This is a genomic window from Pseudomonas fluvialis, from assembly GCF_014207935.1.
GTDB lineage: Bacteria > Pseudomonadota > Gammaproteobacteria > Pseudomonadales > Pseudomonadaceae > Aquipseudomonas > Aquipseudomonas fluvialis_A.
The window spans coordinates 502,544-528,887 of the sequence record NZ_JACHLL010000001.1 but is presented as its reverse complement, the minus strand read 5'-3'; the positions used below and the strand labels follow the sequence as shown (position 1 = coordinate 528,887).

24 protein-coding genes are annotated in these 26,344 nt (G+C 63.6%); 13 read left to right on the top strand and 11 right to left on the bottom strand.

Translation table 11 applies throughout. The annotated features are described in order from the left end of the window. Window positions 1-69: 69 nt before the first annotated feature. Window positions 70-1,164 (top strand): extracellular solute-binding protein, encoded by a 1,095-nt coding sequence (locus HNP49_RS02375; protein WP_184680281.1) that lies wholly within the window; start codon window positions 70-72, stop codon window positions 1,162-1,164. 64 nt (window positions 1,165-1,228) lie between these two features. Beyond that, window positions 1,229-3,049: an FAD/NAD(P)-binding protein gene (locus HNP49_RS02370; RefSeq protein WP_184680280.1), complete on the top strand. Its 1,821-nt coding sequence runs from the start codon at window positions 1,229-1,231 to the stop codon at window positions 3,047-3,049. A gap of 36 nt (window positions 3,050-3,085) precedes the next feature. On the opposite strand, the gene HNP49_RS02365 is transcribed toward HNP49_RS02370, so the two are convergent. The 6 genes from HNP49_RS02365 to arcD all read right to left on the bottom strand — a co-directional run bounded on the left by HNP49_RS02365 (window position 3,086) and on the right by arcD (window position 10,254). After that, window positions 3,086-3,994, bottom strand: coding sequence for an amino acid ABC transporter substrate-binding protein (locus HNP49_RS02365; protein WP_184680278.1), 909 nt, complete (start codon window positions 3,992-3,994; stop codon window positions 3,086-3,088). Further along, entirely contained in the window at window positions 3,991-5,331 is a 1,341-nt protein-coding gene (gene potE / locus HNP49_RS02360) for a putrescine-ornithine antiporter (RefSeq protein ID WP_184680277.1), read from the bottom strand. The genes HNP49_RS02365 and potE overlap by 4 nt, the downstream gene beginning before the upstream one ends. A 74-nt stretch (window positions 5,332-5,405) precedes the next feature. Further along, window positions 5,406-6,332: a carbamate kinase gene (gene arcC / locus HNP49_RS02355; protein WP_184680275.1), complete on the bottom strand. Its 927-nt coding sequence runs from the start codon at window positions 6,330-6,332 to the stop codon at window positions 5,406-5,408. 107 nt (window positions 6,333-6,439) lie between these two features. Next, complete coding sequence (locus HNP49_RS02350; RefSeq protein ID WP_184680274.1) at window positions 6,440-7,450, bottom strand: ornithine carbamoyltransferase; 1,011 nt, start codon at window positions 7,448-7,450, stop codon at window positions 6,440-6,442. 94 nt (window positions 7,451-7,544) lie between these two features. Next, window positions 7,545-8,795, bottom strand: a complete 1,251-nt coding sequence (arcA, locus tag HNP49_RS02345) for an arginine deiminase (RefSeq protein WP_184680272.1) — start codon at window positions 8,793-8,795, stop codon at window positions 7,545-7,547. 31 nt (window positions 8,796-8,826) lie between these two features. Further along, complete coding sequence (arcD, locus tag HNP49_RS02340; RefSeq protein ID WP_184680271.1) at window positions 8,827-10,254, bottom strand: arginine-ornithine antiporter; 1,428 nt, start codon at window positions 10,252-10,254, stop codon at window positions 8,827-8,829. Between the two features lie 313 nt (window positions 10,255-10,567). On the opposite strand from arcD, the gene creB reads away from it, so the two are divergent. The 9 genes from creB (at window position 10,568) to HNP49_RS02295 (ending at window position 17,701) form a co-directional block, all read left to right on the top strand. After that, window positions 10,568-11,254, top strand: coding sequence for a two-component system response regulator CreB (creB, locus tag HNP49_RS02335; RefSeq protein ID WP_184680269.1), 687 nt, complete (start codon window positions 10,568-10,570; stop codon window positions 11,252-11,254). Beyond that, a complete protein-coding gene (gene creC / locus HNP49_RS02330) occupies window positions 11,254-12,690 on the top strand; it encodes a two-component system sensor histidine kinase CreC (RefSeq protein ID WP_184680268.1) in 1,437 nt (478 codons plus the stop codon). Before creB ends, creC begins: the two co-directional genes overlap by 1 nt. Further along, window positions 12,687-12,926: a hypothetical protein gene (locus HNP49_RS02325; RefSeq protein ID WP_184680267.1), complete on the top strand. Its 240-nt coding sequence runs from the start codon at window positions 12,687-12,689 to the stop codon at window positions 12,924-12,926. Before creC ends, HNP49_RS02325 begins: the two co-directional genes overlap by 4 nt. A 298-nt stretch (window positions 12,927-13,224) precedes the next feature. Next, the gene (locus HNP49_RS02320; protein WP_184680265.1) at window positions 13,225-13,662 is read left to right on the top strand and encodes a CBS domain-containing protein; all 438 of its coding nucleotides are present in this window, start codon (window positions 13,225-13,227) and stop codon (window positions 13,660-13,662) included. Window positions 13,663-13,776: 114 nt separating this feature from the next. Then, on the top strand, window positions 13,777-15,114 hold the full coding sequence (gene creD, locus HNP49_RS02315; RefSeq protein ID WP_184680264.1) for a cell envelope integrity protein CreD: 1,338 nt from the start codon (window positions 13,777-13,779) through the stop codon (window positions 15,112-15,114). Window positions 15,115-15,171: 57 nt separating this feature from the next. Further along, entirely contained in the window at window positions 15,172-15,474 is a 303-nt protein-coding gene (locus HNP49_RS02310) for a hypothetical protein (RefSeq protein WP_184680263.1), read from the top strand. 112 nt (window positions 15,475-15,586) lie between these two features. After that, on the top strand, window positions 15,587-15,844 hold the full coding sequence (locus tag HNP49_RS02305; RefSeq protein WP_184680261.1) for a hypothetical protein: 258 nt from the start codon (window positions 15,587-15,589) through the stop codon (window positions 15,842-15,844). A 7-nt stretch (window positions 15,845-15,851) separates the two neighbouring features. Beyond that, a complete protein-coding gene (locus tag HNP49_RS02300; RefSeq protein WP_184680260.1) occupies window positions 15,852-16,361 on the top strand; it encodes a hypothetical protein in 510 nt (169 codons plus the stop codon). Between the two features lie 95 nt (window positions 16,362-16,456). Continuing rightward, a complete protein-coding gene (locus HNP49_RS02295) occupies window positions 16,457-17,701 on the top strand; it encodes an HD-GYP domain-containing protein (RefSeq protein ID WP_184680258.1) in 1,245 nt (414 codons plus the stop codon). A gap of 6 nt (window positions 17,702-17,707) precedes the next feature. Here HNP49_RS02295 and HNP49_RS02290 read toward each other — a convergent pair whose 3' ends face one another. From HNP49_RS02290 to HNP49_RS02270, 5 genes are all read right to left on the bottom strand, one after another. Then, the gene (locus HNP49_RS02290) at window positions 17,708-18,409 is read right to left on the bottom strand and encodes a PolC-type DNA polymerase III (protein WP_184680256.1); all 702 of its coding nucleotides are present in this window, start codon (window positions 18,407-18,409) and stop codon (window positions 17,708-17,710) included. After that, window positions 18,406-20,343 (bottom strand): DUF294 nucleotidyltransferase-like domain-containing protein, encoded by a 1,938-nt coding sequence (locus HNP49_RS02285; RefSeq protein WP_184680254.1) that lies wholly within the window; start codon window positions 20,341-20,343, stop codon window positions 18,406-18,408. The genes HNP49_RS02290 and HNP49_RS02285 overlap by 4 nt, the downstream gene beginning before the upstream one ends. Window positions 20,344-20,480: 137 nt before the next feature. Further along, entirely contained in the window at window positions 20,481-20,876 is a 396-nt protein-coding gene (locus HNP49_RS02280) for a phosphate ABC transporter substrate-binding protein (protein WP_184680248.1), read from the bottom strand. An 11-nt stretch (window positions 20,877-20,887) separates the two neighbouring features. Further along, window positions 20,888-22,045 (bottom strand): hypothetical protein, encoded by a 1,158-nt coding sequence (locus HNP49_RS02275; protein ID WP_184680246.1) that lies wholly within the window; start codon window positions 22,043-22,045, stop codon window positions 20,888-20,890. A gap of 26 nt (window positions 22,046-22,071) precedes the next feature. Beyond that, the gene (locus HNP49_RS02270) at window positions 22,072-23,694 is read right to left on the bottom strand and encodes a methyl-accepting chemotaxis protein (RefSeq protein WP_184680245.1); all 1,623 of its coding nucleotides are present in this window, start codon (window positions 23,692-23,694) and stop codon (window positions 22,072-22,074) included. A 283-nt stretch (window positions 23,695-23,977) separates the two neighbouring features. On the opposite strand from HNP49_RS02270, the gene HNP49_RS02265 reads away from it, so the two are divergent. Continuing rightward, window positions 23,978-25,624, top strand: coding sequence for an ABC transporter substrate-binding protein (locus HNP49_RS02265; protein ID WP_260407055.1), 1,647 nt, complete (start codon window positions 23,978-23,980; stop codon window positions 25,622-25,624). Continuing rightward, a complete protein-coding gene (locus tag HNP49_RS02260; RefSeq protein ID WP_184680243.1) occupies window positions 25,611-26,330 on the top strand; it encodes an ABC transporter substrate-binding protein in 720 nt (239 codons plus the stop codon). Before HNP49_RS02265 ends, HNP49_RS02260 begins: the two co-directional genes overlap by 14 nt. Window positions 26,331-26,344 lie beyond the last annotated feature (14 nt).

Below are 26,344 nucleotides of genomic sequence, written 5' to 3'. Positions count from 1 at the left end.
TCGCGTGTTGTGGCCAGTGGCTGTGCTCTCCTAAGGTCTGGCTGTCCCGACCCCATCGCGAGAGCCTCCATGAAGTCACGATCCTCTGCCCTTTGCCGTGCGTTTCTGGCCAGTGCCCTGTCCCTGGGCGTGCTGAGCGCTCAGGCCGCTTCACAGTCACTGAATGTCCTCAACTGGTCGGAGCTGATCCCGGCCGAGGTGCAGAAGGCCTACGCCCAGCAGACCTCGACCGAGATGACCTACGACATCCTCGACAGCGACGACACTCTGGAGAGCAAGCTGCTGACCGGTCACTCCGGTTATGACGTGGTCTATCCGTCCTCCTCCTACATGGCCAAGCAGATCAAGGCCGGGGCCTACGAGCCGCTGGACTGGTCGAAGATTCCCAACCGTGTGCATCTCGATCCCCTGCTGCTGAAGAAGGTCGAGCTGCATGACCTCGGCAACCGCTATGGCGTGCCCTTTCTCTGGGGCACCAACGGCATTCTGGTCAACGTCAAACAGGTGCGCGCCATCCTCGGTGAGGACTTCGACCTGAACACCCAGGCCCTGCTGTTCGATCCGCTGGTGGTGAGCAAGCTGGCCAAGTGCGGGGTGTCCTTCCTCGATTCGCCGCAGGATGTGTTCACCATGGTGCTGGCGTATCTGGGGCGTGATCCCAACAGCAACGATATCGAGGACTACAAGGCTGCCTACATGCAGCTGCAGCGCGTGTGGCCGCATATCAAGCAGGTCAACTCGACCTACCGGGATCAGATCACCCGTGGCGACATCTGTGTGGCCATGGCCTGGAGTGGTGATGCCGGGGTGGTCAACCGCATCGTCCGCGAGAACAAGCTGGACATGGAAATCCGTTACATCACGCCCAAGGGCCAGACGCCCATCTGGTTCACCATGATGGGCATTCCCAAGGATGCGCCCAACAAGGACGCGGCCTATCAGTGGATCAACTATCTGCTCGACCCCAAGGTGGCGACCCAGGTGACCGAGTACAACAGCTACCCGAGTTCGGTGCGGGAGGCGCAGGAGGCCAGTCGCGCGATTCAGGATGGCCGTTATGCTCCGAGTGAAGCCGAGATCCGCAGCTTCTATGTCTCGGGCACTATCGGGCCGAAAACGATCAAGGTGATGACCAAATACTGGCGGCGCCTATATAGCAACTAATCTGTGTGGGAGTGTTCCAAAGCAGCTTGCCCCGCCTTGTGCGGGGCTTTTTTGCGAGGGTGGTATGACGATCAGGCGACGTGACTTCCTCAACGGTGCGGTCCTGGCGGTGGGCGCCGGTCTGCTGCCCTGGCAACTGGTACGGGCCGCGCAGGCGCAGCAGGCCGGCTATCCGCCGGCGCTGACCGGATTGCGCGGCAGCCATCCCGGCAGCTTCGAGGTGGCTCACCAGATGGGCTGGGAAAAGAAGTTGTTCGACACCGACTCGCTGCCCGTGCAGGAGGAATACGACCTGGTGGTGGTCGGCGCCGGTATCAGCGGCCTGGCCGCGGCCTGGTTCTACCGCGAGCGGCACCCGCAGGCGCGCATCCTGCTGCTGGACAACCACGATGACTTCGGCGGGCATGCCCGGCGCAACGAGTTTCGCGCCGGTGGTCGGCTGATTCTGGGCTATGGCGGCAGCGAATCGCTGGACTCGCCCAAGGCCAATTTCAGTGATCAGGTACACCGCCTGCTGCAGGCGCTCGGGATACGTCTGGAGCGTTTCGATCAGGCCTATCAGCACCGGCTGTATGAGGAGCTGGACAGCGCGGTGTTCTTCGACCGGCAGACCTTCGGCGAGGACCGGCTGGTGGTGGGTGAGCCGGATGGGGAGGCCGAGGATGAACCGGACTGGGCGGGTTTTATCGGGCGCTTTCCGCTGGCGGAGGCCGATCGCGAGGCGTTGCGAGCGCTGTACGAGGATGAGGAAGACTACCTCGGTGAGCTGCCCGCCGATGAGCGCAAGGATTACCTGGCCAGCCTGAGCTACCGCGACTACCTCAAGCGGCACGTGGGCCTGTCGGAAGCGGCCATTGCCTATTTCCAGCAACGCTCCAGTGATGAGTACGGCTATCGCATCGACTTTCTTCCGGCCAGCGATGCCCGTTATGCCGGGTACCCAGGCTTTGCCAGGCTGGGGCTGGAGGAGGATGAAGGCGAGGAGGAGCCCTATATCTACCACTTCCCCGATGGCAACGCCGGCGTGGCGCGCCTTCTGGTGCGTGACCTGATTCCGGGCGTGGCGCCAGGGAGCGGCATGGACGATGTGGTGCTCGCTGCCTTCGACTACGGCCGACTGGATGTGCCCGGGCAGTCGGTGCGGTTGCGCCTGTCGAGCACCGCCGTCAGTGTGCGCAACCGTGACGAGGGAGTGGATGTCGGTTACAGCCGTGGCGGTCAGCTCTATCGCGTACGCGGCCGTCACTGTGTGCTGGCCTGCTACAACATGCTGATTCCCTACATTCTGCGCGACCTGCCGGCGGCGCAGGCCAAGGCGTTGAGCCAGAACGTCAAGCTGCCACTGGTGTACGCCAATGTGGTGATTCGTGATTGGACCAGTTGGGCCAAGCTGGGCATGCAGGAGGTCTATTCACCAGGCATGCCATTCTCGGTGGTCAAGCTCGACTACCCGGTGGACCTCGGTGGTTATCGCGCGCCGCGTGATCCGCAGCAGCCTATCTGTCTGCACATGGTGCAGGTGCCGCATGCGCCGGGCGTCGGACCGGACCTGCGCACTCAGGCGCGGGCGGCGCGGATGCAGATCTACATCACGTCCTTCGAACAGTACGAAGCGCAGATCCGCGACCAGCTGCAACGCCTGCTGGGCAAGGCCGGATTCGACGGCCAGCGCGATATCCTGGCCATTACCGTTAACCGCTGGCCGCATGGCTATTCCTATTACAGCAACTCGCTGTTCGACGGCCCGGACGGCGGCGAAGCGGTGATGAACGCAGCCCGCCAGCCGCTGGGCCGGGTGGCTATCGCCAACTCCGATGCGGGATGGGACCCGTACCTGCACGGTGCCGTCGATCAGGCATGGCGGGCGGTGGGTGAGCTGGGCTGATGGCGAAACCCGGGGCCGCAAGTCCCCGGGGCAGCGTTACTCCGGTCTCTGGAACAGCTGCAGGACTTGCTGGCCCGGTTCCCCGGGCTTCCCGAAGTGGCGTGCATACAGTGCCTGCCCGGCTTCGCTGCGCTGCACCCGGCTCAGGGCACGGTCCACGGCCAGTTGCCAGTCGGCGTCACCGCGTGCCAGTGGCAGGGCTACCGGCAGCACCTCGAAGAGTTTCTCGGGGATCACCAGTTCACGGCCGTGCGCGCTCTCGGCCTGATAGTTGAGCAGTACCAGACGGTCGGCGAAGAAGGCATCGACCTGACCCTGCGCCACCATGGCCAGACCCTCGGCATTGCTCTGCACCTCGCGCAGCTCCGACTGCAGCCCCAGCGCACGGATCCGCGCGCGGGCCCAGTCGAGGCTGACGCTGTCCTTGAGTACCGCGAAGCTGTGGCGGTTGAGCCCTTGGCGCAGCGTGGCGCGCCATACCGGGCCGCGCTCCTGCGTACCTTCAAGCAACGGCGCCAGCAGGCTGGCCGGTGCATCGCGGCGGACCACCACGCCCAGACCAGCGGCAAAGTAGGGCAGGGAGAAACTCACCTGCTCGCGGCGCGTCAGGGTGTCGCCCACCGCACTGCACACCGTATCGACCTTGCCGCTGGCGACCGCGGGGAGCATTTCGCCCACTTCCAGCGCCTGATAGCGGAGTTTGAGGCCGGGTAGGGCGAGGTCCTGGCGCAGTTGAGCGGCCAGCAGATTGCACAGCTCGATGGCATAACCGGCGGGCTGCTCGGCCGTGCCGGCGGAGAAGGGCGCATCGCCGGGAACGAAACCAAAGGTGAGGGTCTGGCTGGCGCGTACCCGTTGCAGGGTATCGGCGGCGAAGGCCGGCAACAGCGCGGCGGCCAGCAGGAGGGCGGTGGCACCACGCAGGAGAGGCTGGAATGCGATCATTGGGCGCGCTCCTTGGACGATTGCAGGGTATCCAGTTCGGCGATCAGGCGTTTGGCGATGATGCCGAACAGCAGGTAGCCGGCCACCATCACCAGCGCCGCACCGAACACCGCTTCCAGGCCAGAGGCATACAGGGCATAGAAGCAGTAGAGCATGCCGACCAGCAGGATCAGGCTGTTGCGACGGAACACGCTCAGTTCAACCTGGGCCTTGTACATGATCACCAGCAGGCCGGAGAGGGCGGTGACGTAGGGGATCAGGTTGGTGACCGCCGCCAGATTGACCAGTTTGCCGAACTGCTCGCTGACATTCGGCGAGATGGTCGACAGGGCGATCAGGCTTTGCAGCGTGGCGCAGCACAACAGCCCCAGCAGTGGAGCGTTGAAGCGGTTGACCCGGGCGAAGACGGTGGGGAACAGCCCTTGGTCGGCCGTGACCTTGGCGGTCTGCGCCAGGGTGAACTGCCAGCCCAGCAGCGAGCCGAGGCAGGCCAGCACGGCCAGGGCCATGACGATGTCGCCGATGCCGTCATTGAACATCTGCGCGTAGACCAGGGCGAACGGCGCGCTGGAATTGGCCAGCTCGGCGTTGGGCACGATGCCCTGGATCACGCTGGTCGACAGCACGTAGACCACCGCGGCGCCGAGTGTGCCGAGCAGGCAGGCCAGGGGCACGTTGCGCTTGGGGTTGTCCACGGCATCGGAGTTCTGCGCTGCCGACTCCATGCCGAGGAAGGCCCACAGGGTCAGCGGAATGCTCTGGGTGATAGCGTCGCCGACCTTCAGTTCATTGGGGTTCCAGGCCGCCGCGAAGATCGAGGCGTCGAACCAGAACCAGCCGATGATGCACAGGCCGGCGACCGGGATGATGATCCCCCAGACGGTGAACGAGCCGAGGCGGCCGGTCAGTGTCGGGCCACCAAAATTGGCCACAGTGGTCAGCCAGATCATGCTCAGGGTGCCGACGAACAGCGGCAGCGAGCCACTGCCGAGCCAGGGCACGAAAGGCGTCAGGTAGCCCACCGCAGCGATGCTGATGGCCACGTTACTGATCACCAGCGAGAGGAAATATAGGTAGGAACAGAGGAAGAAGGCCGACTTGCCGTGGGCTTCCTCGCTGTAGGCGGACATGCCGCCAGACTTGCTGCAGTAGATGCCGCACTGGGCAAAACAGTAGGCGATGGCCATGGAGCCGATGGCGGTGACTATCCAGGACAGCAGCGACACGGCGCCGAGCTGGGCCATGCTTGAGGGCAGCAGGATGATCCCCGAGCCCATCATGTTGACCGTGACCAGGGTGGTCAGGCCGACCAGTCCCATCTTCTTGTTATCAGCCATGTTGGCGTCCTTTTCGGGCAGACAAGGCAAAGGCCCGGAGGATAACCTGCGGGCCTTTGTGTAGCGACGACCTGTTAACGGTAGGTCAGGCCGGGTTTTTGCGTACTGATGCGGGTGCCGGCGGTGCCCTGAACGATGGCCTCGATGTCCGGCAGCGAGCCGATCACGGCGACCTTGCCGGTGTCGCGGGCAAACTCGCAGGCGGCCTGCACCTTGGGCCCCATGGAACCGGCGGCAAAGCCCAGACGCTCCAGTTCATCCGGGTGCGCCTCGGCGATGGCCTTCTGCGTCGGCTTGCCCCAGTCGATGTAGGCGGCGTCCACGTCGGTGGCGATCACCAGCAGATCGGCGCCCAGCTCGGTGGCCAGAAAGGCCGAGCAGAGGTCCTTGTCGATCACCGCCTCCACACCGACCAGCTTGCCGTCCTGATACATGGTGGGGATACCGCCACCGCCGGCGGCGATGACAATGGTGCCTTTCTCCAGCAGCCATTTGAGTGGACGGATCTCGAAGATGCGCTTGGGCCTTGGGCTGGCGACCACGCGGCGGAACTTGTCGCCATCCGGGGCAATGGTCCAGCCTTTCTCGGCGGCCAGTTGCTCGGCTTCCGCCTTCGGGTAGACCGGGCCGATCGGCTTGGTCATGTGCTGAAAGGCTGGGTCGTTGGGGTCGACTTCCACCTGGGTGAGCAGGGTGGCGAAGGGCACCTCGACCGGCAGCAGATTGCCCAGCTCCTGTTCGATCATGTAGCCGATCATGCCTTCGGTTTCCGCGCCGAGCACGTCCAGCGGGTAGGGGTTCTTGGCGTCGTAGGCGGCTCCCTGCAGGGCCAGCAGGCCCACCTGCGGGCCATTGCCGTGGGCCACCACCAGCTCGTTTCCGGGCGCCACCTTGGCGATCTGCTCGCAGGCGATGCGCACGTTGTCGCGCTGGTTCTCTGCGGTCATGGCTTCGCCGCGGCGTAGAAGGGCGTTGCCGCCCAAAGCGATCACTAGACGCATATTGATCTCCTGAATCAAAACGGGTGGAAAAGCGCTTTACGCTTTTCCACCCAGAGGAATTTCTGGGCGAGGCGTTGGCTGTACCTCCGCCTCGCTGGCAACGGCGGTTACACGTTGCCTAAGGTGGCGACCATTACGGCTTTGATCGTGTGCATGCGGTTCTCCGCCTGCTCGAAAGCGATACAGGCCGGCGACTCGAACACTTCTTCGGTCACTTCGATGCCGCCCGCCAAGTGCGGGTACTGCTCGGCGATCTGCTTGCCCACCTTGGTCTCGGTGTTGTGGAACGCCGGCAGGCAGTGCATGAACTTGGTCCGCGGCGTGCCGGAGGCCTTCATCATCTCGGCGTTGACCTGATACGGCAGCAGCAGCTTGATGCGTTCGCCCCAGGCTTCCACCGGCTCGCCCATGGAGACCCAGACGTCGGTGTGGATGAAGTCCACGTCCTTGACGGCTTCCTTCGGGTCTTCGGTAAGGGTGATGCGCGCGCCGCTTTCCTCGGCGAACTTGCGGCACGCCGCGACATGCTCATCGGTTGGCCAGAGGGCCTTGGGCGCGGCGATACGTACGTCCATGCCCAGCTTGGCGCCGATCAGCAGCAGCGAGTTGCCCATGTTGTTGCGCGCGTCGCCCAGGTAGGCGTAGCTGATGTCATGCAGCGGCTTGTCGCTGTGTTCGAGCATGGTCAGCACGTCGGCCAGCATCTGGGTCGGGTGGTATTCGTCGGTCAGGCCGTTGAACACCGGCACGCCGGCGAACTTGGCCAGGTCGTCGACGACTTCCTGCTTGAAGCCGCGGTACTCGATGGCGTCATACATGCGGCCGAGCACGCGGGCGGTGTCCTTCATGGTCTCCTTGTGGCCAATCTGCGAGGAGGTCGGGTCGATATAGGTGACGTTGGCGCCCTGGTCATAGGAGGCCACTTCGAAGGCGCAGCGGGTACGGGTCGAGGTCTTTTCGAAAATCAGGGCGATGTTCTTGCCCTTCAGGTGCTGGGCTTCGGTGCCGCTGTACTTGGCGCGCTTGAGGTCGCGCGACAGGTCGAGGAGGAATTTCAGCTCGCGGGTGCTGTGATGCATCAGGCTGAGCAGGTTGCGGTTGTGCATGTTGAACGCCATGGACGGATTTCCTCTTGAGAAATGAAGGTCGTGCCGGGACGGCTTGTGCTCCGGCTAAGAGACGGCGGCCAGGTAAGGCCGCCGCCGGGCTCACTTAGTAATCGATCGGGTCGCGGATGATCGGGCAGGTCATGCAGTGGCCACCGCCACGGCCGCGGCCGAGTTCGCTGGCACTGATGGTCACCACCTCGACACCGGCCTTGCGCAGCTGGGTATTGGTGTAGGTGTTGCGGTCGTAGCCGACCACTACACCGGGTTCCAGGCAGACCACGTTGTTGCCGTCATCCCACTGCTCGCGTTCGGCCTCGAAGCTGTCGCCGCCGGTTTCCACCACACGCAGCTTCTTGAGGTTGAGCGATTCGGCGACCACGTTGATGAAGGATTTCTCTTCGCGGCGCACGTCGATGCCGCCCGGCTTGCTCTCGTCCGGGCGCAGCACGAAGGGCACGATGTTGTAGGCCACTTCCGGGAAGACGGTGACCAGGTCGCGGTCGCAGAAGCTGAACACGGTGTCCAGGTGCATGGCCGCGCGGGATTTGCCGAGACCGGCCACCACCACCTTGTCAGCCGCGCCCTTGTCGAACAGGGCCTTGGCCACCTGGCCGATGGCCTGGTGCGAGCTGCGTTCGCCCATGCCGATCAACACGGTGCCGTTGCCGATCGGCATCACGTCGCCGCCTTCCAGGGTGGCCGAGCCGTGATCCTGGTCCGGGTCGCCGTACCAGATTTCGAACTCTTCGTTGATGAAGTCCGGGTGGAACTTGTAGATCGCCGTGGTCAGCAGGGTTTCCTGACGGCGGGCCGGCCAGTACATGGGGTTCAGCGTGACGCCGCCGTAGATCCAGCAGGTGGTGTCACGGGTGAACTGGGTGTTGGGCAGCGGCGGGAAGAGGAAGCTGGATTCGCCCTGGTAGGCGGTGAACATCTTGGCCGCCTCGGACTCCTTGTATTTCACCAGGTCGGAGCCAGACACGCCTCCGATGAGGAATTCGGCGATACGCCGCGATTCCAGGCTCTCGATGAAGCCGCGCACTTCGCTCTGCAGGCCGAGGCCGACGCTGTTGGCGGTGATCTTGCGGTCGAGAATCCACTTCAGGGCTTCTGGGTTCTTGATCGTTTCTTCCAGCAGGTTGTGCATCTCCACCACGTCGACGCCGCGTTCGCGCATCTTGGTCATGAAATCGAAGTGGTCGCGTTTGGCCTGGGATACCCAGATCACGTCGTCGAACAGCAGTTCGTCGCAGTTGTTCGGGGTCAGGCGCAGATGCGCCAGGCCCGGCGAGCAGACCATCACCTTGTGCAACTTGCCGGCTTCGGAATGCACGCCGAGTTTCTTCTTGCTCATGTTCGAACTCCTTCTCTTTGAGGTTGATGTCTTAGAGGCTGAGGAAGCCAGTGTAAAGACCGTAGGCGGCAATGCCGGCACCGATCAGTACGCCAATGAAAATCACTTTCTCGATGTTGGTGAACACCGGCTGGCCCAGCTCGCGCTTGGCCTTGGCGAATAGGATGGCGCCCGGGGCATAGAGCAACGCGGAAAGCAGCAGGTACTGCACGCCCGCGGCATACACCAGCCAGACGGCATACACGGTTGCCACCAGGGCGATGAACAGGTCCTTGTTACGCTGACCGGCATCACCTTCGTAAGTTTCGCCACGCACCGCCAGCAGCAGGGCATAGGCACCGGACCAGAAGTACGGCACCAGGATCATCGAGGTGGCCAGGTACAGCAGGCTCAGGTAGGTCGAGCTGTTGAACAGGGTGATGATCAGGAACAGCTGGATCAGGCCGTTGGTCAGCCACAGCGCATTGGCCGGCACGTGGTTGGCGTTTTCCTTGCGCAGGAACTCCGGCATGGTGTGGTCCTTGGCCGAGGAGAAGATGATCTCCGCGCACAGCAGGGTCCACGACAGCAGGGCCCCGGCCAGCGAGACCAGCAGGCCGATGCTGATCAGCTGGGCGCCCCAGGGGCCGACCACCTGTTCCAGAACGGCCGCCATCGACGGGTTCTTCAGACCGGCCAGGGTGGCCTGAGCCATGATGCCCTGCGACAGCACGTTGACCAGCACCAGTAGCAACAGCACGCCGACGAAACCGATCACGGTGGCCTTGCCCACATCGCTGCGTTTTTCGGCGCGGGCGGAGAAGATGCTCGCGCCTTCGATGCCGATGAACACCCATACGGTGACCAGCATCATGTTGCGCACCTGATCCATCACGCTGCCCAGCTCGGTGTTGCCCGCACCCCAGAAGTCGCTGGTGAACACGTCCATCTTGAAGGCGATGGCGGCGATCACGATGAACAACGCCAGCGGCAGCATCTTCGCTATCGTCGTCACCGTGTTGATAAAGGCCGCTTCCTTGATGCCGCGCAGCACCAGAAAGTGCAGCAGCCACAGCAGCACCGAGGCGCAGATGATGGCCGCAGGGGTGTTGCCTTCACCGAATACCGGGAAGAAATAACCGAGTGTGGAGAACAGCAGCACCATGTAGCTGACGTTGCCGATCCAGGCACTGATCCAGTAGCCCCAGGCCGAGGAGAAACCCATGTAGTCGCCGAAACCGGCCTTGGCGTAGGCATAGACCCCGCCATCGAGTTCCGGCTTGCGGTTGGCCAGGGTCTGGAAGACGAAAGCCAGGGTCAGCATGCCCACACCGGTGATCAGCCAGCCGATCAGGGTGGCACCGGCACTGGCGCTTGCGGCGATGTTCTGTGGTAGCGAGAAAATCCCGCCACCCACCATGGAGCCGACCACCAGCGCGATCAGCGCGCCGAGGCGGAGTTTATTGGTGGAGTCCGACATGTTGTTCCCCTTGGTCGTGGGCGATGTTGTTATGGAACGCCGCAACGCGAGGGGGAGTGCTGACCTGAGTCAAGAAGCGCCACTGCATTACCCCTAGGAACAAATCCTGTAACACGTCTACGGCGAGTGAGCGTTTGCGGTCAGCGGGCTGACAACTTCCTGCGCAAACGGTCAGGTCATGAACATAGTCCTAAAATTGTGACGATGCCATGTCAGAGGGCTGCGCCAGATCAAGCCTGCTGCAGTTTATCGGCCTGGTTGACGCTGGCCCTGGCCTGCGGCACCGTGCCGGCTGGCAAAAGGAAGCGCAGTGATGGCCCATATCCTCATCGTCGAAGACGAAGCGGCAATCGCCGATACCCTGATCTATGCCCTGCAGGGCGAGGGATTCACCACCACCTGGCTCAGTCTGGCCGGTGAGGCGTTGAAGCTGCAGGCACGTGAACCGGCCGATCTGTGGATTCTCGATGTCGGCTTGCCGGACATGAGCGGGTTCGAGGCGTGCAAGCAACTGCGCCGTAGCAGCGAGGTGCCGGTGCTGTTTCTCACCGCGCGCGACAGCGAGATCGACCGGGTGGTGGGGCTGGAGATCGGCGCCGACGACTATGTCAGCAAGCCGTTCAGCCCGCGCGAGGTGGCGGCGCGGGTCAAGGCCATCCTCAAGCGCCTGCAGCCGCGCGCGCCGGCAGCGGAGTCTGGCCCGACAGAGTGCGGCCCCTTCCAGATCGACCTGACACGCATGCAGCTGCATTACCATGGCCAGCCGCTCAGTTTGACCCGCCATGAGTTCCGCCTGCTGCACACGCTGCTGGGCCAGCCGGAGCGGGTTTTTTCCCGCGAGCAACTGCTGGATGCCACCGGGGTTTCCGCCGAGGCGGGTTATGAGCGCACGGTGGACAGCCATATCCGCAGCCTGCGCGCCAAGCTGCGCGAGGTCCGTCCGGACAGCGAGGCGATCCACACCCATCGTGGCCTGGGTTACAGCCTGAGGCTGCTGTGATGCCGCTGGGTATCCGCATCTTCCTGGTCTATTTCCTGTTTGTCGGCTTGTCCGGCTGGTTCGTCATCAGCACGGTGATGGACGAGATTCGCCCCGGTGTGCGCCAGTCCACCGAGGAAACCCTGGTGGATACCGCCAACCTGCTGGCCGAGCTGCTGCGTGACGACCTGCGCAGCGGGCGCCTGGAACAAAGTCGCTGGCAGGAGCTGTTCCGCGCCTATGGTCTGCGCCAGCCGCAGGCGCAGATCTGGGATGTACAGAAGAACAGCGTCAGCCACCGCATCTATGTCACCGATGCAGCCGGCCGCGTGCTGCTCGACTCCAGCGGTGAATCGGTGGGGCAGGACTATTCGCGCTGGAACGATGTCTACCTGACCCTGCGCGGCCAGTATGGCGCGCGTTCGAGTCGCGAGGACGCCGCCGACCCGGAGTCTTCGGTGATGTACGTGGCGGCGCCGATCAGGGATCAGGGGCAGATCATCGGCGTGGTTTCGGTGAGCAAACCCAGCCGCACCCTGCAGCCCTATATCGAGCGTTCGCAAACGCGTCTGGCCTGGATCGGCGCCGGCCTGATCGGCCTCGGTCTGTTGGTCGGGGCGTTGTTGTCATGGTGGCTGAGCGCCTCGCTGCGCCGGCTGACCGACTATGCCCGTCAGGTGGCGGCCGGAGAGCGGACCAGCCTGCCGGCACTGCGCGGTGGCGAGCTGGCACAGCTGGGCCAGGCGCTGCAGCAGATGCGTGAGCAGCTGGAGGGCAAGGCCTATGTCGAGCGCTATGTGCATACCCTGACGCACGAGCTGAAGAGCCCGCTGGCGGCCATTCGTGGCGCCGCCGAGTTGCTTGAGAACGAGATGCCGGCGGAGCAGCGGGCACGCTTTGTCGGCAATATCCAGAACGAAAGCACGCGCCTGCAGCAACTGATCGAGCGCCTGCTGCACCTGGCGCTGGTCGAGCAGCGTCAGGGCCTGGAAGAACGCGAGCCGGTGCCGCTGCGGGTGCTGTTCGAGGAGCTGCTAACCAGCCAGACCGGGCGCATCACCGCCGGGCAGATCGAGGTCGACAATCTGCTGGACGATGAGCAGTGCGTGACCGGCGAGCGCTTCCTGCTGCAGCAGGCCCTGGCCAATCTGCTCGACAACGCCCTGGATTTCACGCCACCGGGTGGCCTGATCCGCTGCAGCGCCGAGCTGCAGGACGGCCGGCTGCTGTTCAGCCTGTTCAACCAGGGCGAGGCGATTCCCGACTATGCCCTGCCGCGCCTCAGCGAGCGATTCTATTCCCTGCCGCGCCCGGGCAGCGGGCGCAAGAGCACTGGTCTTGGCCTGAACTTCGTCGAGGAAGTCGCCGCCCTGCATGGCGGCAGCCTGCAGCTGGTCAATGTGCCGGGTGGCGTGGAGGCACGACTGAGCCTGCCTCTGGAGACTCCGAGCAAATGATCTGGCATTACTACTTGAAGCAGGCCTGGGCGTGGCTCGCAGAGCATTGGCCTTACTTGTTGGTATTAGGCTTCGGCGCTGCCCTTCTGCTGAAGGGAACTGCGATCGGCTGGGGGCTTTCGAGTCGCTTGATGCATTCCGGGCCAGGACTTGATGTGGGTATCGTCCCGCAGCGGGTACTGGGATTAGTACTGATCGTGTTCGCCTGCACAAAAATACTGCGCAGCAGATCCTGAACCCGTGCCCCTGCCATTTGCGCAGTGCGCCGACTTGAACTGTTATTAGCCGACGGGCGCTTTTGTCGCAGGGCGCTGGCCGGCGTATCCATGCCAGACTTTTTGCCATGGCCACGAACTTACGGTCGGGGCGTTTCTCGTCTCATTGCCCTATTTTGGTGCCTGGCTGCTCGACCGCCCGGCAAGCGGGCCCTCTGCGCGGGGGCTGGCCAAGTTGGCAGAAAATCTGCAGTTCATATTGGGCTGCTAAACAACAAGAAAAGCCCTGCAGTCGGAGGGCAAGGCCCAGGAGTTCTGCATGAAAAGCGTATCGGAGATTCTCAAGAAGAAGGTGCTGCACACCAGCATCGTCAGCGTCACGCCGGAAACCACCGTGCTGGAGGCCGTGACCATCATGGCTGACAGCGACATCAGTGCGCTGATGGTGCTCAGGGGCGAGCAGGTCGAAGGCATCATCACCGAGCGCGACTTCGTTCGTCGCGTCGCCCGCCTGGAGCGCTCGGCCTATGCCACCACCGTGGGCGAGGTGATGACCAGCAGTCTGATCACCGTGGGCCCGCAGGATCGCACCCGCTACTGCATGCAGCTGATGATCGAGCGCAACCTGCGCCACCTGCCGGTGCTGGATGACGGCAAACTGGTCGGCCTGCTGTCCATTCGCGACCTAGTCAAGGACGTGGTGGCCGAGCAGGAAGGCCTGATCCAGCATCTGGAACAGTACATCCGCGGCGAATAACGTCGCCGCTTCACCTGTTCTGCACAGAATCTCCATGTTCACTGCATAAAGCCTGCACGCCCGGTCTTCATGCTCTCCCCATCGGCCATACGGCCACCCACAAGGAGAGCGAAGATGAACCGTAACCTGGGTATCAAACTGGGCGCTGTCGGCCTGCTGATTCTGTTGCTGATGATTCCGCTGCTGATGATCGACGGTATGGTCAGCGAGCGGCAGCGCCTGCGCGAGGGCGTACTGGAAGACATCGCCAGCAGCTCCAGCCGTGCACAGCAGATCACCGGGCCGATCCTGGTGGTGCCTTACCGCAAGACCGTGCGCGAGTGGAAAACCCACGAGAAGAGCGGCCAGCGCTATGTGGAGGAACGCGAATACCGCGACCGCCTGTATTTCCTCCCGGAACGTTTCGCCATCGACGGCGCCGTCAGCAGCGAGGCCCGTAGCCGCGGTATCTATCAGGCGCGCCTGTACCACAGCGACAGTCAGGTCAGCGGGCATTTCCAGGTGCCGGCGCAGTACGGCATCAGCGAAGACTTTGCCGACTATCGCTTCGAACCGGCCTTCCTCAGCGTCGGCATCAGCGATATCCGTGGCATCGAGAATGACCTGCGCCTGCGCCTGAACGGTACCGAGCTGCCCTTTGCCGCCGGCACGGCCGACAACCTGCTGGGCAATGGCGTGCATGCGCCGCTGCCGGCGCTGGATGCCGTTAATGGCCAGCGCCTGGACTTCGCCTTCAACCTCAAGCTGCAGGGCACCGAGTCGCTGTCGATCACCCCGGTGGGCCGCGATACCCAGGTCGAGCTGCGTTCCGACTGGCCGCATCCGAGCTTTGTCGGCGAGTTTCTGCCGCAGCAGCGCGAGATTGCGGCGCAAGGCTTCAGCGCGCGCTGGCAGACCAGCTTCTTTGCCACCAACCTTGAAGAAGTGCTGGCCGATTGCGTGAGCCGCGAACGCTGCCAGACCTTCGAACAGCGCTATTTCGGGGTCAGCTTCGTCGATCCGGTCGATCAGTATCTGAAGACCGAGCGGGCGATCAAATATGCCCTGCTGTTCATCGCCCTGACCTTCGCCGGCTTCTTCCTCTTCGAGGTACTCAAGCGCCTGGCGGTGCACCCGGTGCAGTACGGGCTGGTGGGGCTGGCGCTGGCGCTGTTCTACCTGCTGTTGCTGTCGCTCTCCGAGCACCTGCCGTTTGCCCTGGCCTATGGCCTGTCCTCGGGCGCCTGCGTGCTGCTGCTGGCTATCTACCTCAGTGCCGTGCTGCACAGTGCCCTTCGCGGCGGGCTGTTCGGCCTGGCCCTGAGCCTGCTCTACGCCATGCTCTACGGTCTGCTCAGTGCCGAGGACTATGCCCTGCTGATGGGCTCGCTGCTGGTCTTCGCCTTGCTCGCCGGGGTGATGCTGCTGACCCGCAAGCTGGACTGGTACGCGCTGGGCAAGAGCGCGGCCTGATCAACCTCCTCAATCTGTTTTGGGTGTGGCCTGTGGGCCACATCCTGGGAGCCTGTCATGTGGTTATTCCTGCGATTTTCCGCCTGCTATGCCCTGGCTTTGATTCTGGCCCTGATGCTACTGGTGACGCTGATGTTCTTCGCGCAGAACGACTGGATGCAGTTGCTGATTGGCAGCGGCAAGCCGCTTGCCTATCTGCTGCTGCATGTGCTGCCCGAAGCCTTCTGGCACAGCCTGACCGGCCTGGAAGGAGCTGCCGGGCACCCTGCTGTGCGCTCGTTCCTGCAGCTGTGTGTCGCTCTGGCTCAGCTGGCGTTATTGCCGGCGCTGGGCTTTTACCGCCTGTGGTACCGGACATGAGCGGGCATATCGGCTTGCGCGAGGACGCCCGGGTTGGTGCGCGACTGGCGGCACGCATCGCCCGTCTTTTTGCTCCGCGGGTGCAAAGCCGGCCTCTGCCGAGGGTGAAGCCATGAGCCGTTTTGCCACTGGGTTGCAGGGCGCTTTTCTGGGCTTGAATGCCGCCTACCTGCTGACGTTGCTGCTCGGCGTCTGGCTGCGTGGCTGGCCGCTGAATCCCTACTTTGCCGGTGTGGCTCTGCTGGGACTGGGCTTGCAGCGCCTGACCTGGCCACTGCTGCTGCCCTCCCGGCGTGGGTGCTACCGGGCCACGGCCCTGGCTGTCGGGTTGCTGGTACTGTTGGCCTGGGGGCTGTATGGCTATCTCTGAACGAGGTATGCGTCTGTTGCGAGGCTGCGCGCGGGCCCTGTTGTACAGCCTGCAGACGCTGCTCGCGCTGCAGCTGGTGTTGTATCTGCTGTTCAAGGGTTTCGAGCGGGAGCATTTCCTTCAGGCGCTGCCGGCGCAGATCGAGCCGGCCGGACTGATCCTGATCGATGGCATGAGCGACTTCCGCGAAGGTTGCGGCGTTGCGGTCTGGCGCCTCAGCGAAGCAACGGCGGCCAGCGTGCAGCAGCATGGCTTCGGCTATCTGCAGTTGGCGCAGCAGGCACGGGGTTATGCAGAATCCTACTATAGCTACGGGCCCTGGCAGGCCACGCCGCTGGCCGAAGCGCAAAGTATGGATGGCTGGTTGCCGCTGGGTTGTGCCGATGCGCCGGAGGCCCTGCAGGAGCAGATCATGCGTGGCGCGCAGGGCATGCAGGGCTATTACAGCGAGAAGCGCGAGGGCGTGCTGCTGGTGCTGCCCAGGGAGCGCCTGATTGTCTTCGCCTACGACGGCTGAGGCGCTGCTACGGGCGTTCCGCGCCGGCCTGGATTATCCTTGGCAGACCAGCTGGCCAGTGGCCAGCGAACGATTCGGCACAGGACAACGGCGAGATGGCGCTCAAACGCATTCCGGTCGGCGAGGCAGCAGTGGGCATGTATGTCCACGAGCTGTGCGGCTCGTGGATGGATCACCCCTTCTGGAAGCCGCGCTTTCTGCTCAAGGATGAACGTGACCTTGGCCGTTTGCAGGGCAGTGCGGTGCGCGAGCTGTGGATCGACACCGACAAGGGGCTGGACGTCGAGGGCGGGCAGAGCGTCGAGGAGGTCGAGGCCGATACCGAGGCGGTGCTGCTGGCCGCCGCCCAACCGCTGCCGGCGCCACCCCGGCCTGGCATGGACGAGGAAATCGGCCGTTCTCTGAAGTTTTGCGGCTATGCCCGCGAGCAGCTCGACGAGTTGTTTGATGCCGTGCGCCAGGGTGGCGCGCTAGACAAGACCGCGGCGCTGGAGCTGGTGGATGAGGTCAGCGCCTCGCTGGATCGCCATCCCCATGCCCTGATCAGCCTGGCGCGACTGCGCAGCGCCAGTGAGTATTCGGCCATGCATGCCCTGGCGGTGAGTGCGCTGATGGTGGCGCTGGCTCGTCAGCTTGGGCTGGCCGAGAAGCTGGTGCGCGAAGCCGGACTGGCCGGCCTGCTGCACGATATCGGCGAAATCATCATGCCGCCGGAGCTGCTGAACAATCCGGGCAAGCTGAGCAAGATCGACATCACCCTGCTGCGCGATCATCCGCGCGCCGGGGTTGATCTGCTCAAGCAGATGCCGGGCATCAGTGCTGCGGTGCTGGATGTCTGCCTGCACCACCACGAGCGCCAGGACGGCAGCGGCTACCCTGATGCGCTCAAGGGCGACAAGACCGGCCTGCTGGCCAAGATGTGCGCGGTGTGCGACGTGTACGACGCCATCAGCTCCGACCGGCCCTACCAGAAGGGCTGGGGCCCGGCCGAATCGATCCGCAAGATGGCCGAGTGGAGCAAGCTGCAGTTCGACGAGCGAGTGTTTCAGGCCTTCGTCAAGGCGCTCGGCATCTACCCGGTGGGATCGTTGGTGCGCCTGGAGAGCGGGCGCCTGGCGGTGGTACTGGAGCAGGACGAGCAGTCGCTGCTGACCCCCAAGGTCAAGGTGTTCTTCTCCGCTCGCTCCAAGACCCCGCTGCCGCAGGTGGTGCTGGAGCTGGCCAAGCTGGTTGGCCAGGAAAAGATCGTCGGCCGCGAGTCGGTGGAGGAGTGGGGCTTCAACAACTTCGACGAGCTGTGGTCGGGTGAGCGCAAAGGCACTCTGTCACTCTTCTCTTGAGCTGCCTTACCAGGCCGACTGTTGCTGGCGGCGCTTCCAGCGCGCCAGGGCGTCGCTTAAGGCGTAGGCGCTGTCGAGGCCTTGCCGGCGGGCGCGGCTGAACAGGATCAGGGCCAGCTCGGCGGTGGCCAGAGCGTCGGCATAGGCATTGTGCCGTTGTAGGTTGGCCAGGCCGAAGAAGCTCATCCAGTCGTCCAGGCCGCCTTTGCTCAGCCCGGCCTGTGGGCACAGCATCGGGGCCAGATCTGCCAGGTCGAGGAAGGGGTGGCGCAGCTTGTAGTTGAACTCTTCCTTGAGTGCGCGGGCGAGCATCTGCTGGTCGAAGGGCGCATGGAAGGCCAGCAGCGGGCGGTCACCCAGGTACTCCATGAAGGCCAGCAGGGCTTCGGCCGGCGTCAGTCCCGCCGCCAGCTCGCTGGGCGAGATGCCGTGCAGCAGCACGCTGTCGCCCAGGTGCTGCTGGTCGCGGTTGAGGGTGCAGGTAAAGCCTTCAGCCAGGCCGATGCTGTTGCCCTCGATGGCGACGGCACCGATCGACAGCAGCAGGTCGCGCTGCAGGTTGAGCCCGGTGCTTTCCACGTCCACCACTACCCATTGCTGCTGGCTCAGTGGCTGCTGGCTCAGCTCGGCGGCGGCCGGCAGGGTCTGCAGACGAGCGTGCAGGGCCTCGTCGGTGCGCGGCTTGCCCCAGGCAAACAGGCGCTTCATAGCTGGTAGCGCAGCGCCAGGCTGCTCTGCAGGCGCTGCGCCTGGCGGAAGGATTCGCGCAGGATGCGGCGGTCGAGGTGGTTCAGTTCATCGGGGTCGAGGCGATTGCTGAAGCCCTGCTCCGCGCGGGCCTGCAGCTGGTGCTGGTGCAGGCGGGTGAGCTGGATGAACTGGTAGGCCTCGTCGAAGGCGGCGCCATCCTGGGCATCGATCACGCCGCGCTCGATCAGCCCGCGCAGGCGCTCCAGGGTGTTGCAGGCGGATACGCCGTGACTCAGTGCAAGCAGGCGCGCACCGTCGACGAAGGGGGTCAGGCCCTGCACCTTGAGGTCCAGGGTGTGCTTGGCCTCGCCATGTCTGGCCAGCGCGAAGTCGCGCAGCAGGCCGCCCAGCGGTGGCTTCTGGCGCAGCGCGCTGTCGGCCAGCAGGCGCTGGAAGATGCTGTTGTCGGCGACCTCGGCGAGGATCTGCTGGCGCAGGGCTTCGGCACCGCTGTCGTCGCCCCAGACCGCGCGCAGGTCGAAGTAGATGGTCGAGCCGAGCAGGCTGTCCGGGGTCGCTTCGCGGATAAAGGCGGAGAAGCGTCGCGACCATTCCTGGCGGGACAGACACAGCTCCGGGTTGCTGGCCATGACATTGCCTTTGCACAGGCTGAAGCCGCAGTCGGCCAGGGCCTGGTTAATCCGTCCGGCCAGTGGCAGCAGGCGGGCACGGATCTGCGCGGCTTCGGCGTCGTCCATGGCCTCGAACAGCAGGCCGTTGTCCTGGTCGGTGTGCAGGGTCTGCTCGCCACGGGCTTCGCTGCCAAACACCAGCCAGGTGAAGGGAATGCCGGGGTCGCCTGCTTCCTCCAGCACCAGCTCGATCACCCGTTTGACTGTGTGATCGTTAAGCAGGGTGATCAGGCGGGTGATCTGCATGGCCGTGGCGCCGTGGGCCAGCATGCGTTCGACCAACTGGCGGATGTCCTCGCGCAGGGCCGCGAGGGTTTCCAGGCGTCCGGCATGGCGGATGGTGCGGGCCAGGTGTACCAGATCGACACGCTGCAGGGAGAACAGGTCGCGCTCGGAGAGTACCCCGGTCAGGCGGCCGTCGCGGACCAGGCAGATGTGCGCAATGTGTCGCTCGGTCATCGCCAGTGCGGCATCGAAGGCGGTGGCATGTGGCGGCAGGTGGAAGGGTGACTGGGTCATCAGCTCTGCTATTGGCCGGTCCAGTTCGCCTTGCTGGCCTGCGTCGAGATTGGCGATCAGGCGGCGCAGATCACGCAGGGTGAAGATGCCGTGCGGGCGCTCCTCGGCATCGACGATGACGATGCTGCCGACCTGCTGTTCATGCATCAGTTTCACGGCCTGGCGCAACGGCAGATCGCCCAGGCAACTGATCGGCTGACGCGGGGCCAGTTCGTCCAGGAGGGCATCCAGCGAATACTGCGCGCCAAGGTTTTCGGCGGCGCGTAGCTGCAGCTGCTGGTTGACCTGGTCGAGCAGGCCGCTGACGCCGCGCAGGGCGAAATCGCGGAACGGCACGGAGAGGGCAAACAGGCGGGCGAAGGCGGCCTTGTCGAGCTGCAGGCAGAAGCAGTCTTCAGCGGCGATGTGCGCGGTGCGGGTCGCGCGCTCACCGAGTAGGGCGGCCAGCGGGAAGCACTCACCAGTACTGATCTCGAAGGTGTTTTCCTCGGCGACGCCCTGTTGGCGGGCACCGACCACGCGGCCCTGTTTGACGATATGAAAGTGGCTGACCGGGCCCTGCTCGGGGCTGACGATGACCTCGCCGGCGGCATGGAAGACCAGGCGGGCCTGCTCCAGCAGAAATGCCAGGTGGGCAGTGTCCATCTGGTTGAAGGGCGGGTATTTGCGCAGGAACTCCAGATGACCCTGCAGGTTCTGCTGCACGGCCAGCTTGCCGAGGGGGGATGTCTGCGTTGCCATGCTCAAGGCCTCTTGCCGGTTCTTCGCAGCATTGCCCAGCCCTTGGCCAGGGGCCATTGCACTTTGGTCGCACACTGAATTTGTGTAGGTCAGAAATGAACAAGCCGCCCGCAGGCGGCTTGTTCAGTGGGGCACGATCAGGGCAGGGTGAACAGTACCTTGACCGCCGGGGTGACCGAAGCAGCATCGACGTAACCGATGGCATCGGCCTCGGCGCCGACCTTGGCGACCACGGCGGCGTCATCGGCCACGGTGGGCAGCGGCTGGCCCTTGCCGGTGAAGACCAGCCCGGACCAGTAGGCCTTGAGCTGGGCTTCGTTCTTGCTGGTCACGGCGCTGTAGAACTTGTCCTTGGTCGGGGTCCAGTCCTTGATGTCGACGCCTTTGAGCGATTTGTCCTTGCCCAGGAAGATGTTGGCCACATCGGCCTGGGAAGGTGCGGCGCTGGCGCCGGCATTGACGATCACCGCGACTTCGGCCTGGGCCAGCGAGGCACAGCCCAGTAGAGCGAGAGCACTAAGCAGCTTGTTCATTCAGGCTCTCCTTAGAAGATGAAGTCGACGCCGACGCTGATGATGTCGCCGTCGGGGGTGCCGAGCGGCTCACCCAGGACGCCATTGGTCAGTTCTGCCACACCATTGTCGTAGGTCTGTTGCGCATCGGCGCGGAATACGCCGGTGTAGTTGCCCTGTGAGATGTCGACACGCTTGTACTCACCCTTCAGAGTGACGGTCGGGGTCATGCTGTAGTTCAGGCCATAGGTCATCGAGTTCTGACGGCCAGCCGGAGCATCCAGTTGCGCATAGGTGAGATGTCCCAGGTAATCGCCAAAGCGGCGGCCACCCATGACGTAGAACGCGGTGGTTTCGTTGGAGTTATTGCTCTCGGTGGTCAGTTTGATGGCTTCTGCCGCGCTCAGCCAGGTGCCATTGTCATACTGGTGGCCGATCGAGCTGAACTTGCCTTTCTGGTTGTCCAGGTCGTTGAACACATAGTTCTGCGGGCTGCCAAAGGCATTGATGATGTTTTCATCAATGGTGGTCTTGATATCGGCTTCGGCGTAGCCGATGCGGAAGGTACCAAAGTTGTCGGTGGACAGTGCCAGGCTGGTGGCGAAGACATTGTTGTAGTCAATGTCGTGGGTATCATCGAGCGAGTAGACGTCGCGGTTCTTGGCCTGGCCACCGGAAACCTGGAAGCTCACGGCGCCCAGTGCAGTGCCCCGGTTGTAGAGAATGTCAGCGCCTTCATGGTTGGTCAGCTGAACCAGGCTGTATACCTCTTCCGGCAGGCGCAGCCACGGGTAGGAAAAACCTACTTGAAGGGTTTCGGAGTACATGTAGATCGGCGTGCCAATGCGACCACCGCGCAGGGTCAGATTGTCATTGGCCTGCCAGGCCAGGTAGATATTGCCGGGGCCGACTTCCCAGCTGTCCTGCACGGGTTTTGTCCCTAGCTGAGCAGTCAGGCTCAGGGTATCGGTAATGCCGTACTGTCCCTGGACTGCAAACTTGCTCAGTTGGTCGCCACGCCAGCCATCGTTGGTCTGACCCTGGATGCCATAGTCGAGATCGTCCTCGCCACCCAGGTGGGTAATGCCGAGGGTGCCGAAGCCGTTGTAGACGAATTCACCCTGCTCGACGGCATAGGCAGTGGAACTGGCCATGGCAATGGCCAGGGACAGCAGGTGGACTTTTCTCATCAGGACTTGCTCCTTGGTTCTGGTTATTAGACGCGGAACTGGGCGGTTGCCGCGCGTAGCTGGTCGCCGGTGCTGACCAGTTGCTCACCCAGCCGGGCTGTCGCTTCGGCACCGTTGGCGGTGGCCTGGGCGTCGTGTTGCAGGACCTGGGTGTCTTCCTGGATCGAGCTGGAAAGGCCGATCTGTTCGTGGGTGTATTGGGCAATGCCGGCATTGAGTTCGTCAATCTGGCGCACGGCCTGGGCGATGGCGGCCAGGACCTGGGTGGCTTCGACGGAACGCTGGATGCTGGCCTGAGCCTTGTCGCCATTGGCGGTCATCACGTTGAGCACGCCGTTGGCGCTGTTCTGCAGGCGCTGGATGATCTGCTGGATCTCGGCGGTGGAGGCGGCGGTCTTCTGCGCTAGGTTGCGTACTTCGTCGGCGACCACGGCAAAGCCTCGGCCCTGCTCGCCAGCGCGGGCGGCTTCGATGGCGGCGTTGAGGGCGAGCAGGTTGGTCTGCTCGGCAATCGAGCGGATCACCGTGAGCACCGAGCCAACTTGCTGGGTTTCCTCCTCCAGTTGCTCCATGGCCTGCACGGCGCCCATCACGCTGCTACCCAGGTCGCTGATGCTGGAGGACAGGCTGTCGATGTTCTGCCTGGCGGTTTCTGCCTGACGCGAGGCGGCGCCGGCTTCCTGCGAGGCCTGCTGGGAGCGCTGCGCCACTTCCTGAATACTGCCGGTCATGGTCTGGATATCGCGGCTGATCGAGTCGGTATGCCCTTGCTGCGAGCGCGCATTGTCTTCGGCACCCTGGGTCAGGCGATACAGCTCCTGAGACATCTGTCCCAGCGGGCTGGCCGAGTCGATGATCTGGCGTATGGTGCCCTGCAGCTTGTCGAGGAAGCCATTGAACAGTTCGATCATCGCGCCGATTTCGTCGTTGGCGTCGACGTTGACACGTTGGGTCAGATCGCCATCGCCACGGGCGATGCCCTTCAGCGAGCGAATCACACCGTACACGTTGCCCATGATGCCGCGAATGATGACCGTTGCACCAATGCTGACCAAGGCCACTAGCGCCAGGGTCAGGCCGATGCCGACGTTGATGGTGGCGCGGTTGTCGGTGCGGATTTCTTCGAGCTGCTGCTGGAATTCCCCATAGGCATTGGCGCGGAATTCGCTGGCCAGCTTCTGCGCCTGTTGCAGGTCACTGCTCATGCGGTCGAGGTTGGGGCGCAGGTCATCGAAAGTGGCGCTGCCCTTGATCAGCCGCTCGGAGGAGTTCAGTGCATTGCCGCTGTATTTCTCCACGGCGCTCTGCCACTGGCCGACTTGAGCGTTCAGTTCCGGGTCATCCTGGGTCAGACTGAGCATGGCCTGTTGCAGTGTGGCGATTTCGCCCAGCACCGTGCGTGCCCGGTCCAGTTCGGCCACTTCGCTGGCGGCTACGGCGCTGTTGAGCAGGCCGGGTAACAGGGAGAACTGGAAGATTGCCGCGTCGGCCTTCTCCAGGGTCGGGTAGCTGCGGCTTTCCAGCAGTACCAGGCGCTCATCGTTGGTCGAGAGCTGTTTGTAGGTAAAGCCGACAAACAGTAGCAGGCCAATGATGGCAACGGCTGGCAACAAGGCCAGCTTGAAGGTCAACGACATGTTCTTGAGCATCTGGAGCTCCCCTCAGGAGTACTGCCGTGGCGTCGATATGCATCGCGTCCACCTATTCTTCAGGTGTCTATCCCGGACTTTTCCGCCAAGCCTTGGCTATGCACTTATCGGCATCTTGTCTCTTTGCTATAGACCGGTTTGGCTCGAATTGCACTTTTTTGAACGCAATCGCCCTCTGACGGTGCGCCGCTGGCGGCAACGGCTAAGCTTGCCGCTACTGGAGTTGCCGACGATGGAGTGCGGCATGCGTGCAGGTGTTTGCCTTTTGCTGCTGTGTTGCCATATGCCTGGGCTTTCGGCCGCCGAGCCGCTGCAACAGGTTATGGACGAATTGCAGCCCAGCTCGTTGTCGACCGAGCAGCAACGTCGTGAACTGCAGTGGTTTATCGAGGCGGCTCAGCCTTTTCGCGGTATGACGGTGCGGGTGGTTTCGGAGAACATCCACACCCACTGGTATGAGGCCAATGTGCTGGCACCGCTGTTCCGTCAGCTGACCGGTATCCGTGTGGTGCATGAAATCACCGGGGAAGACGATGTGGTCAACAAGCTGCGCACCCAGAGTGAGCTGGGGCTGGCCTTATACGACGGCTACATCAGTGACAGCGACCTGATCGGCCAGCATTTTCGCGAAGGCAAGGTGCTGGCGCTGAGTGACTTCATGGTCGGCGAGGGCCGAGCCGTGACTCTGCCGACGCTCGACCTGAACGACTTCATCGGCCTCAACTTCACCACCGCCCCGGATGGCAAGCTGTACCAGTTGCCCGATCAACAGTTCGCCAATCTGTACTGGTACCGGCATGACTGGTTTGCCCGTCCCGAGCTCAAGGAGGCGTTCCGCCAGCACTATGGCTATGAGCTGGCGGTGCCGCAGAACTGGGCGGCCTATGAGGATATCGCCGAGTTCTTCAGTGAGCGGGTGCGCGAGATCGACGGGCAGCGGGTCTATGGTCACATGGACTACGGTGCCCATGATCCGTCGCTGGGCTGGCGGCTGTCGGACGCCTGGCTGGGCATGGCCGGTGTGGCCGATACCGGCCTGCCCAATGGCCTGCCGGTGGATGACTGGGGTATCCGCGTGGAGAACTGTCGCCCCGCCGGGGCCAGCACGCGCCGCGGTGGTGCGCTGGACAGCCCCCCGGCGGTCTATGCGCTGCAGAAGTACATCGACTGGCTCAAGCGTTATGCGCCACCCGAAGCGCAGCAGATGAGTTTCAACCAGGCAGGTAATGTGGCGGCGCAAGGCTACGTGGCTCAGCAGGTGTTCTGGTACACCGCGTTCACAGCCGATTACACCCGCCCAGGCAGCCCGATGCTCGACGAACAGGGGCTGCCGCGCTGGCGGGTGGCGCCCTCACCGCGTGGCGCCTACTGGCAGGAAGGCATGAAGTCCGGTTACCAGGATGTCGGTGCCTGGACCTTTCTCAAGAACACACCGCTCAAGCGCCTGCAGGCGGCCTGGCTGTACGCCCAGTTCACCGTGGCCAAAAGCGTGTCGCTGCGCAAGACCCTGGTCGGCCTGACGCCGATCCGCCAGTCCGATCTCGATACCCCGGCCATGCTCGAGGCGGCGCCGCGTCTGGGTGGTCTGGTGGAGTTCTACCGCAGTCGTGCAGCCCGGCGCTGGACCCCGACGGGCGCCAATGTGCCGGATTACGCCGGGATGGCCAGCCTGTGGTGGCGCCACGCCTACCCGGCGCTGGCTGGTCAGGTCAGTGCACGTCAGGCACTGCAGCAGCTGGCCGAGGCGTTTGATCAGCATCTGGCGCTGCTGGGCAGTCGTCAGCAGCATGCCTGTGCGCCGCGGCTGAACGCCGAGGACAGCGAACTGCGCTGGTTGCAGGCGCCGGGCGCCCCCTATCCGGTGTTGTCTGATGAGAATCCGCCTGGACGCACGCTGCCGTATCAGGAGGCGCTGCATGCGTGGGATTAGTGCTCTGCTCGCGCTGCTGCTCTGGCTGTGCTGTACCGTGGTGCAGGCTGAGGTGCGCTTGCTGGCTTGGGAGCGGCCTCCGTTGAGCAGCCAGAGCGAGGGAACTGCAGCGGGGCTCGTGGTGGATCTGGCCGGTCAGATGTTCCGTCGCGCCGGGGTCGACTACCGGATTGTTTTCGTGCCGTTGCAGCGCGCCCTGATGAGTGCGCAGCGCGATGCCGATAGTTGTGTCCTGTTGGTTGAGCGCCGGCAGGAGCGGGAATCGAGCTATGCCTGGGTCGGCCCGTTGTTGATCTCGCGTCTGGGCCTTTATGCGCTGCCAGGCAATCCCCTGCAGCTCGACAGCCTGGAGCAGGCGCGGGGCTTGCGCATTCTCAGTCATCAGGGCTCGGGAGGTGGCGAGTACCTTAAGGCTCAAGGTTTCCGCGTCGAGTTTTCCAACAAGGAAACCCTCAGTTACGCCATGTTGCAGGGCGGGCGCGCGCCCTTGTGGGCGGCCAGTCCTTTGGTAGTGAGTTCACTGGTGCGCAAAGGCGAGACAGCCCCACGCGAGGTACTGCCTTTTCTGACTCTGATGGAGGACATGGCCTGTCATCCGCAGATGGACGCAGCGGTCTTGTCCAGCCTGCGCCAGGCGCTGATTGCCTTGTACGCCGAGGGTGAGGTCGCGCGCCTCTATCAGCGCTACGGAGTGAGCCTGGAGTAGGGCTCGACGGGCAT

Bases quoted from the DNA above. Each gene is read 5' to 3' on its own strand.
- HNP49_RS02375 (WP_184680281.1), top strand. From the start codon at position 70: ATGAAGTCACGATCCTCTGCCCTTTGCCGTGCGTTTCTGGCCAGTGCC.
- HNP49_RS02370 (WP_184680280.1), top strand. From the start codon at position 1,229: ATGACGATCAGGCGACGTGACTTCCTCAACGGTGCGGTCCTGGCGGTG.
- HNP49_RS02365 (WP_184680278.1), bottom strand. From the start codon at position 3,994: ATGATCGCATTCCAGCCTCTCCTGCGTGGTGCCACCGCCCTCCTGCTG.
- potE (WP_184680277.1), bottom strand. From the start codon at position 5,331: ATGGCTGATAACAAGAAGATGGGACTGGTCGGCCTGACCACCCTGGTC.
- arcC (WP_184680275.1), bottom strand. From the start codon at position 6,332: ATGCGTCTAGTGATCGCTTTGGGCGGCAACGCCCTTCTACGCCGCGGC.
- HNP49_RS02350 (WP_184680274.1), bottom strand. From the start codon at position 7,450: ATGGCGTTCAACATGCACAACCGCAACCTGCTCAGCCTGATGCATCAC.
- arcA (WP_184680272.1), bottom strand. From the start codon at position 8,795: ATGAGCAAGAAGAAACTCGGCGTGCATTCCGAAGCCGGCAAGTTGCAC.
- arcD (WP_184680271.1), bottom strand. From the start codon at position 10,254: ATGTCGGACTCCACCAATAAACTCCGCCTCGGCGCGCTGATCGCGCTG.
- creB (WP_184680269.1), top strand. From the start codon at position 10,568: ATGGCCCATATCCTCATCGTCGAAGACGAAGCGGCAATCGCCGATACC.
- creC (WP_184680268.1), top strand. From the start codon at position 11,254: ATGCCGCTGGGTATCCGCATCTTCCTGGTCTATTTCCTGTTTGTCGGC.
- HNP49_RS02325 (WP_184680267.1), top strand. From the start codon at position 12,687: ATGATCTGGCATTACTACTTGAAGCAGGCCTGGGCGTGGCTCGCAGAG.
- HNP49_RS02320 (WP_184680265.1), top strand. From the start codon at position 13,225: ATGAAAAGCGTATCGGAGATTCTCAAGAAGAAGGTGCTGCACACCAGC.
- creD (WP_184680264.1), top strand. From the start codon at position 13,777: ATGAACCGTAACCTGGGTATCAAACTGGGCGCTGTCGGCCTGCTGATT.
- HNP49_RS02310 (WP_184680263.1), top strand. From the start codon at position 15,172: ATGTGGTTATTCCTGCGATTTTCCGCCTGCTATGCCCTGGCTTTGATT.
- HNP49_RS02305 (WP_184680261.1), top strand. From the start codon at position 15,587: ATGAGCCGTTTTGCCACTGGGTTGCAGGGCGCTTTTCTGGGCTTGAAT.
- HNP49_RS02300 (WP_184680260.1), top strand. From the start codon at position 15,852: ATGCGTCTGTTGCGAGGCTGCGCGCGGGCCCTGTTGTACAGCCTGCAG.
- HNP49_RS02295 (WP_184680258.1), top strand. From the start codon at position 16,457: ATGGCGCTCAAACGCATTCCGGTCGGCGAGGCAGCAGTGGGCATGTAT.
- HNP49_RS02290 (WP_184680256.1), bottom strand. From the start codon at position 18,409: ATGAAGCGCCTGTTTGCCTGGGGCAAGCCGCGCACCGACGAGGCCCTG.
- HNP49_RS02285 (WP_184680254.1), bottom strand. From the start codon at position 20,343: ATGGCAACGCAGACATCCCCCCTCGGCAAGCTGGCCGTGCAGCAGAAC.
- HNP49_RS02280 (WP_184680248.1), bottom strand. From the start codon at position 20,876: ATGAACAAGCTGCTTAGTGCTCTCGCTCTACTGGGCTGTGCCTCGCTG.
- HNP49_RS02275 (WP_184680246.1), bottom strand. From the start codon at position 22,045: ATGAGAAAAGTCCACCTGCTGTCCCTGGCCATTGCCATGGCCAGTTCC.
- HNP49_RS02270 (WP_184680245.1), bottom strand. From the start codon at position 23,694: ATGCTCAAGAACATGTCGTTGACCTTCAAGCTGGCCTTGTTGCCAGCC.
- HNP49_RS02265 (WP_260407055.1), top strand. From the start codon at position 23,978: ATGCCTGGGCTTTCGGCCGCCGAGCCGCTGCAACAGGTTATGGACGAA.
- HNP49_RS02260 (WP_184680243.1), top strand. From the start codon at position 25,611: ATGCGTGGGATTAGTGCTCTGCTCGCGCTGCTGCTCTGGCTGTGCTGT.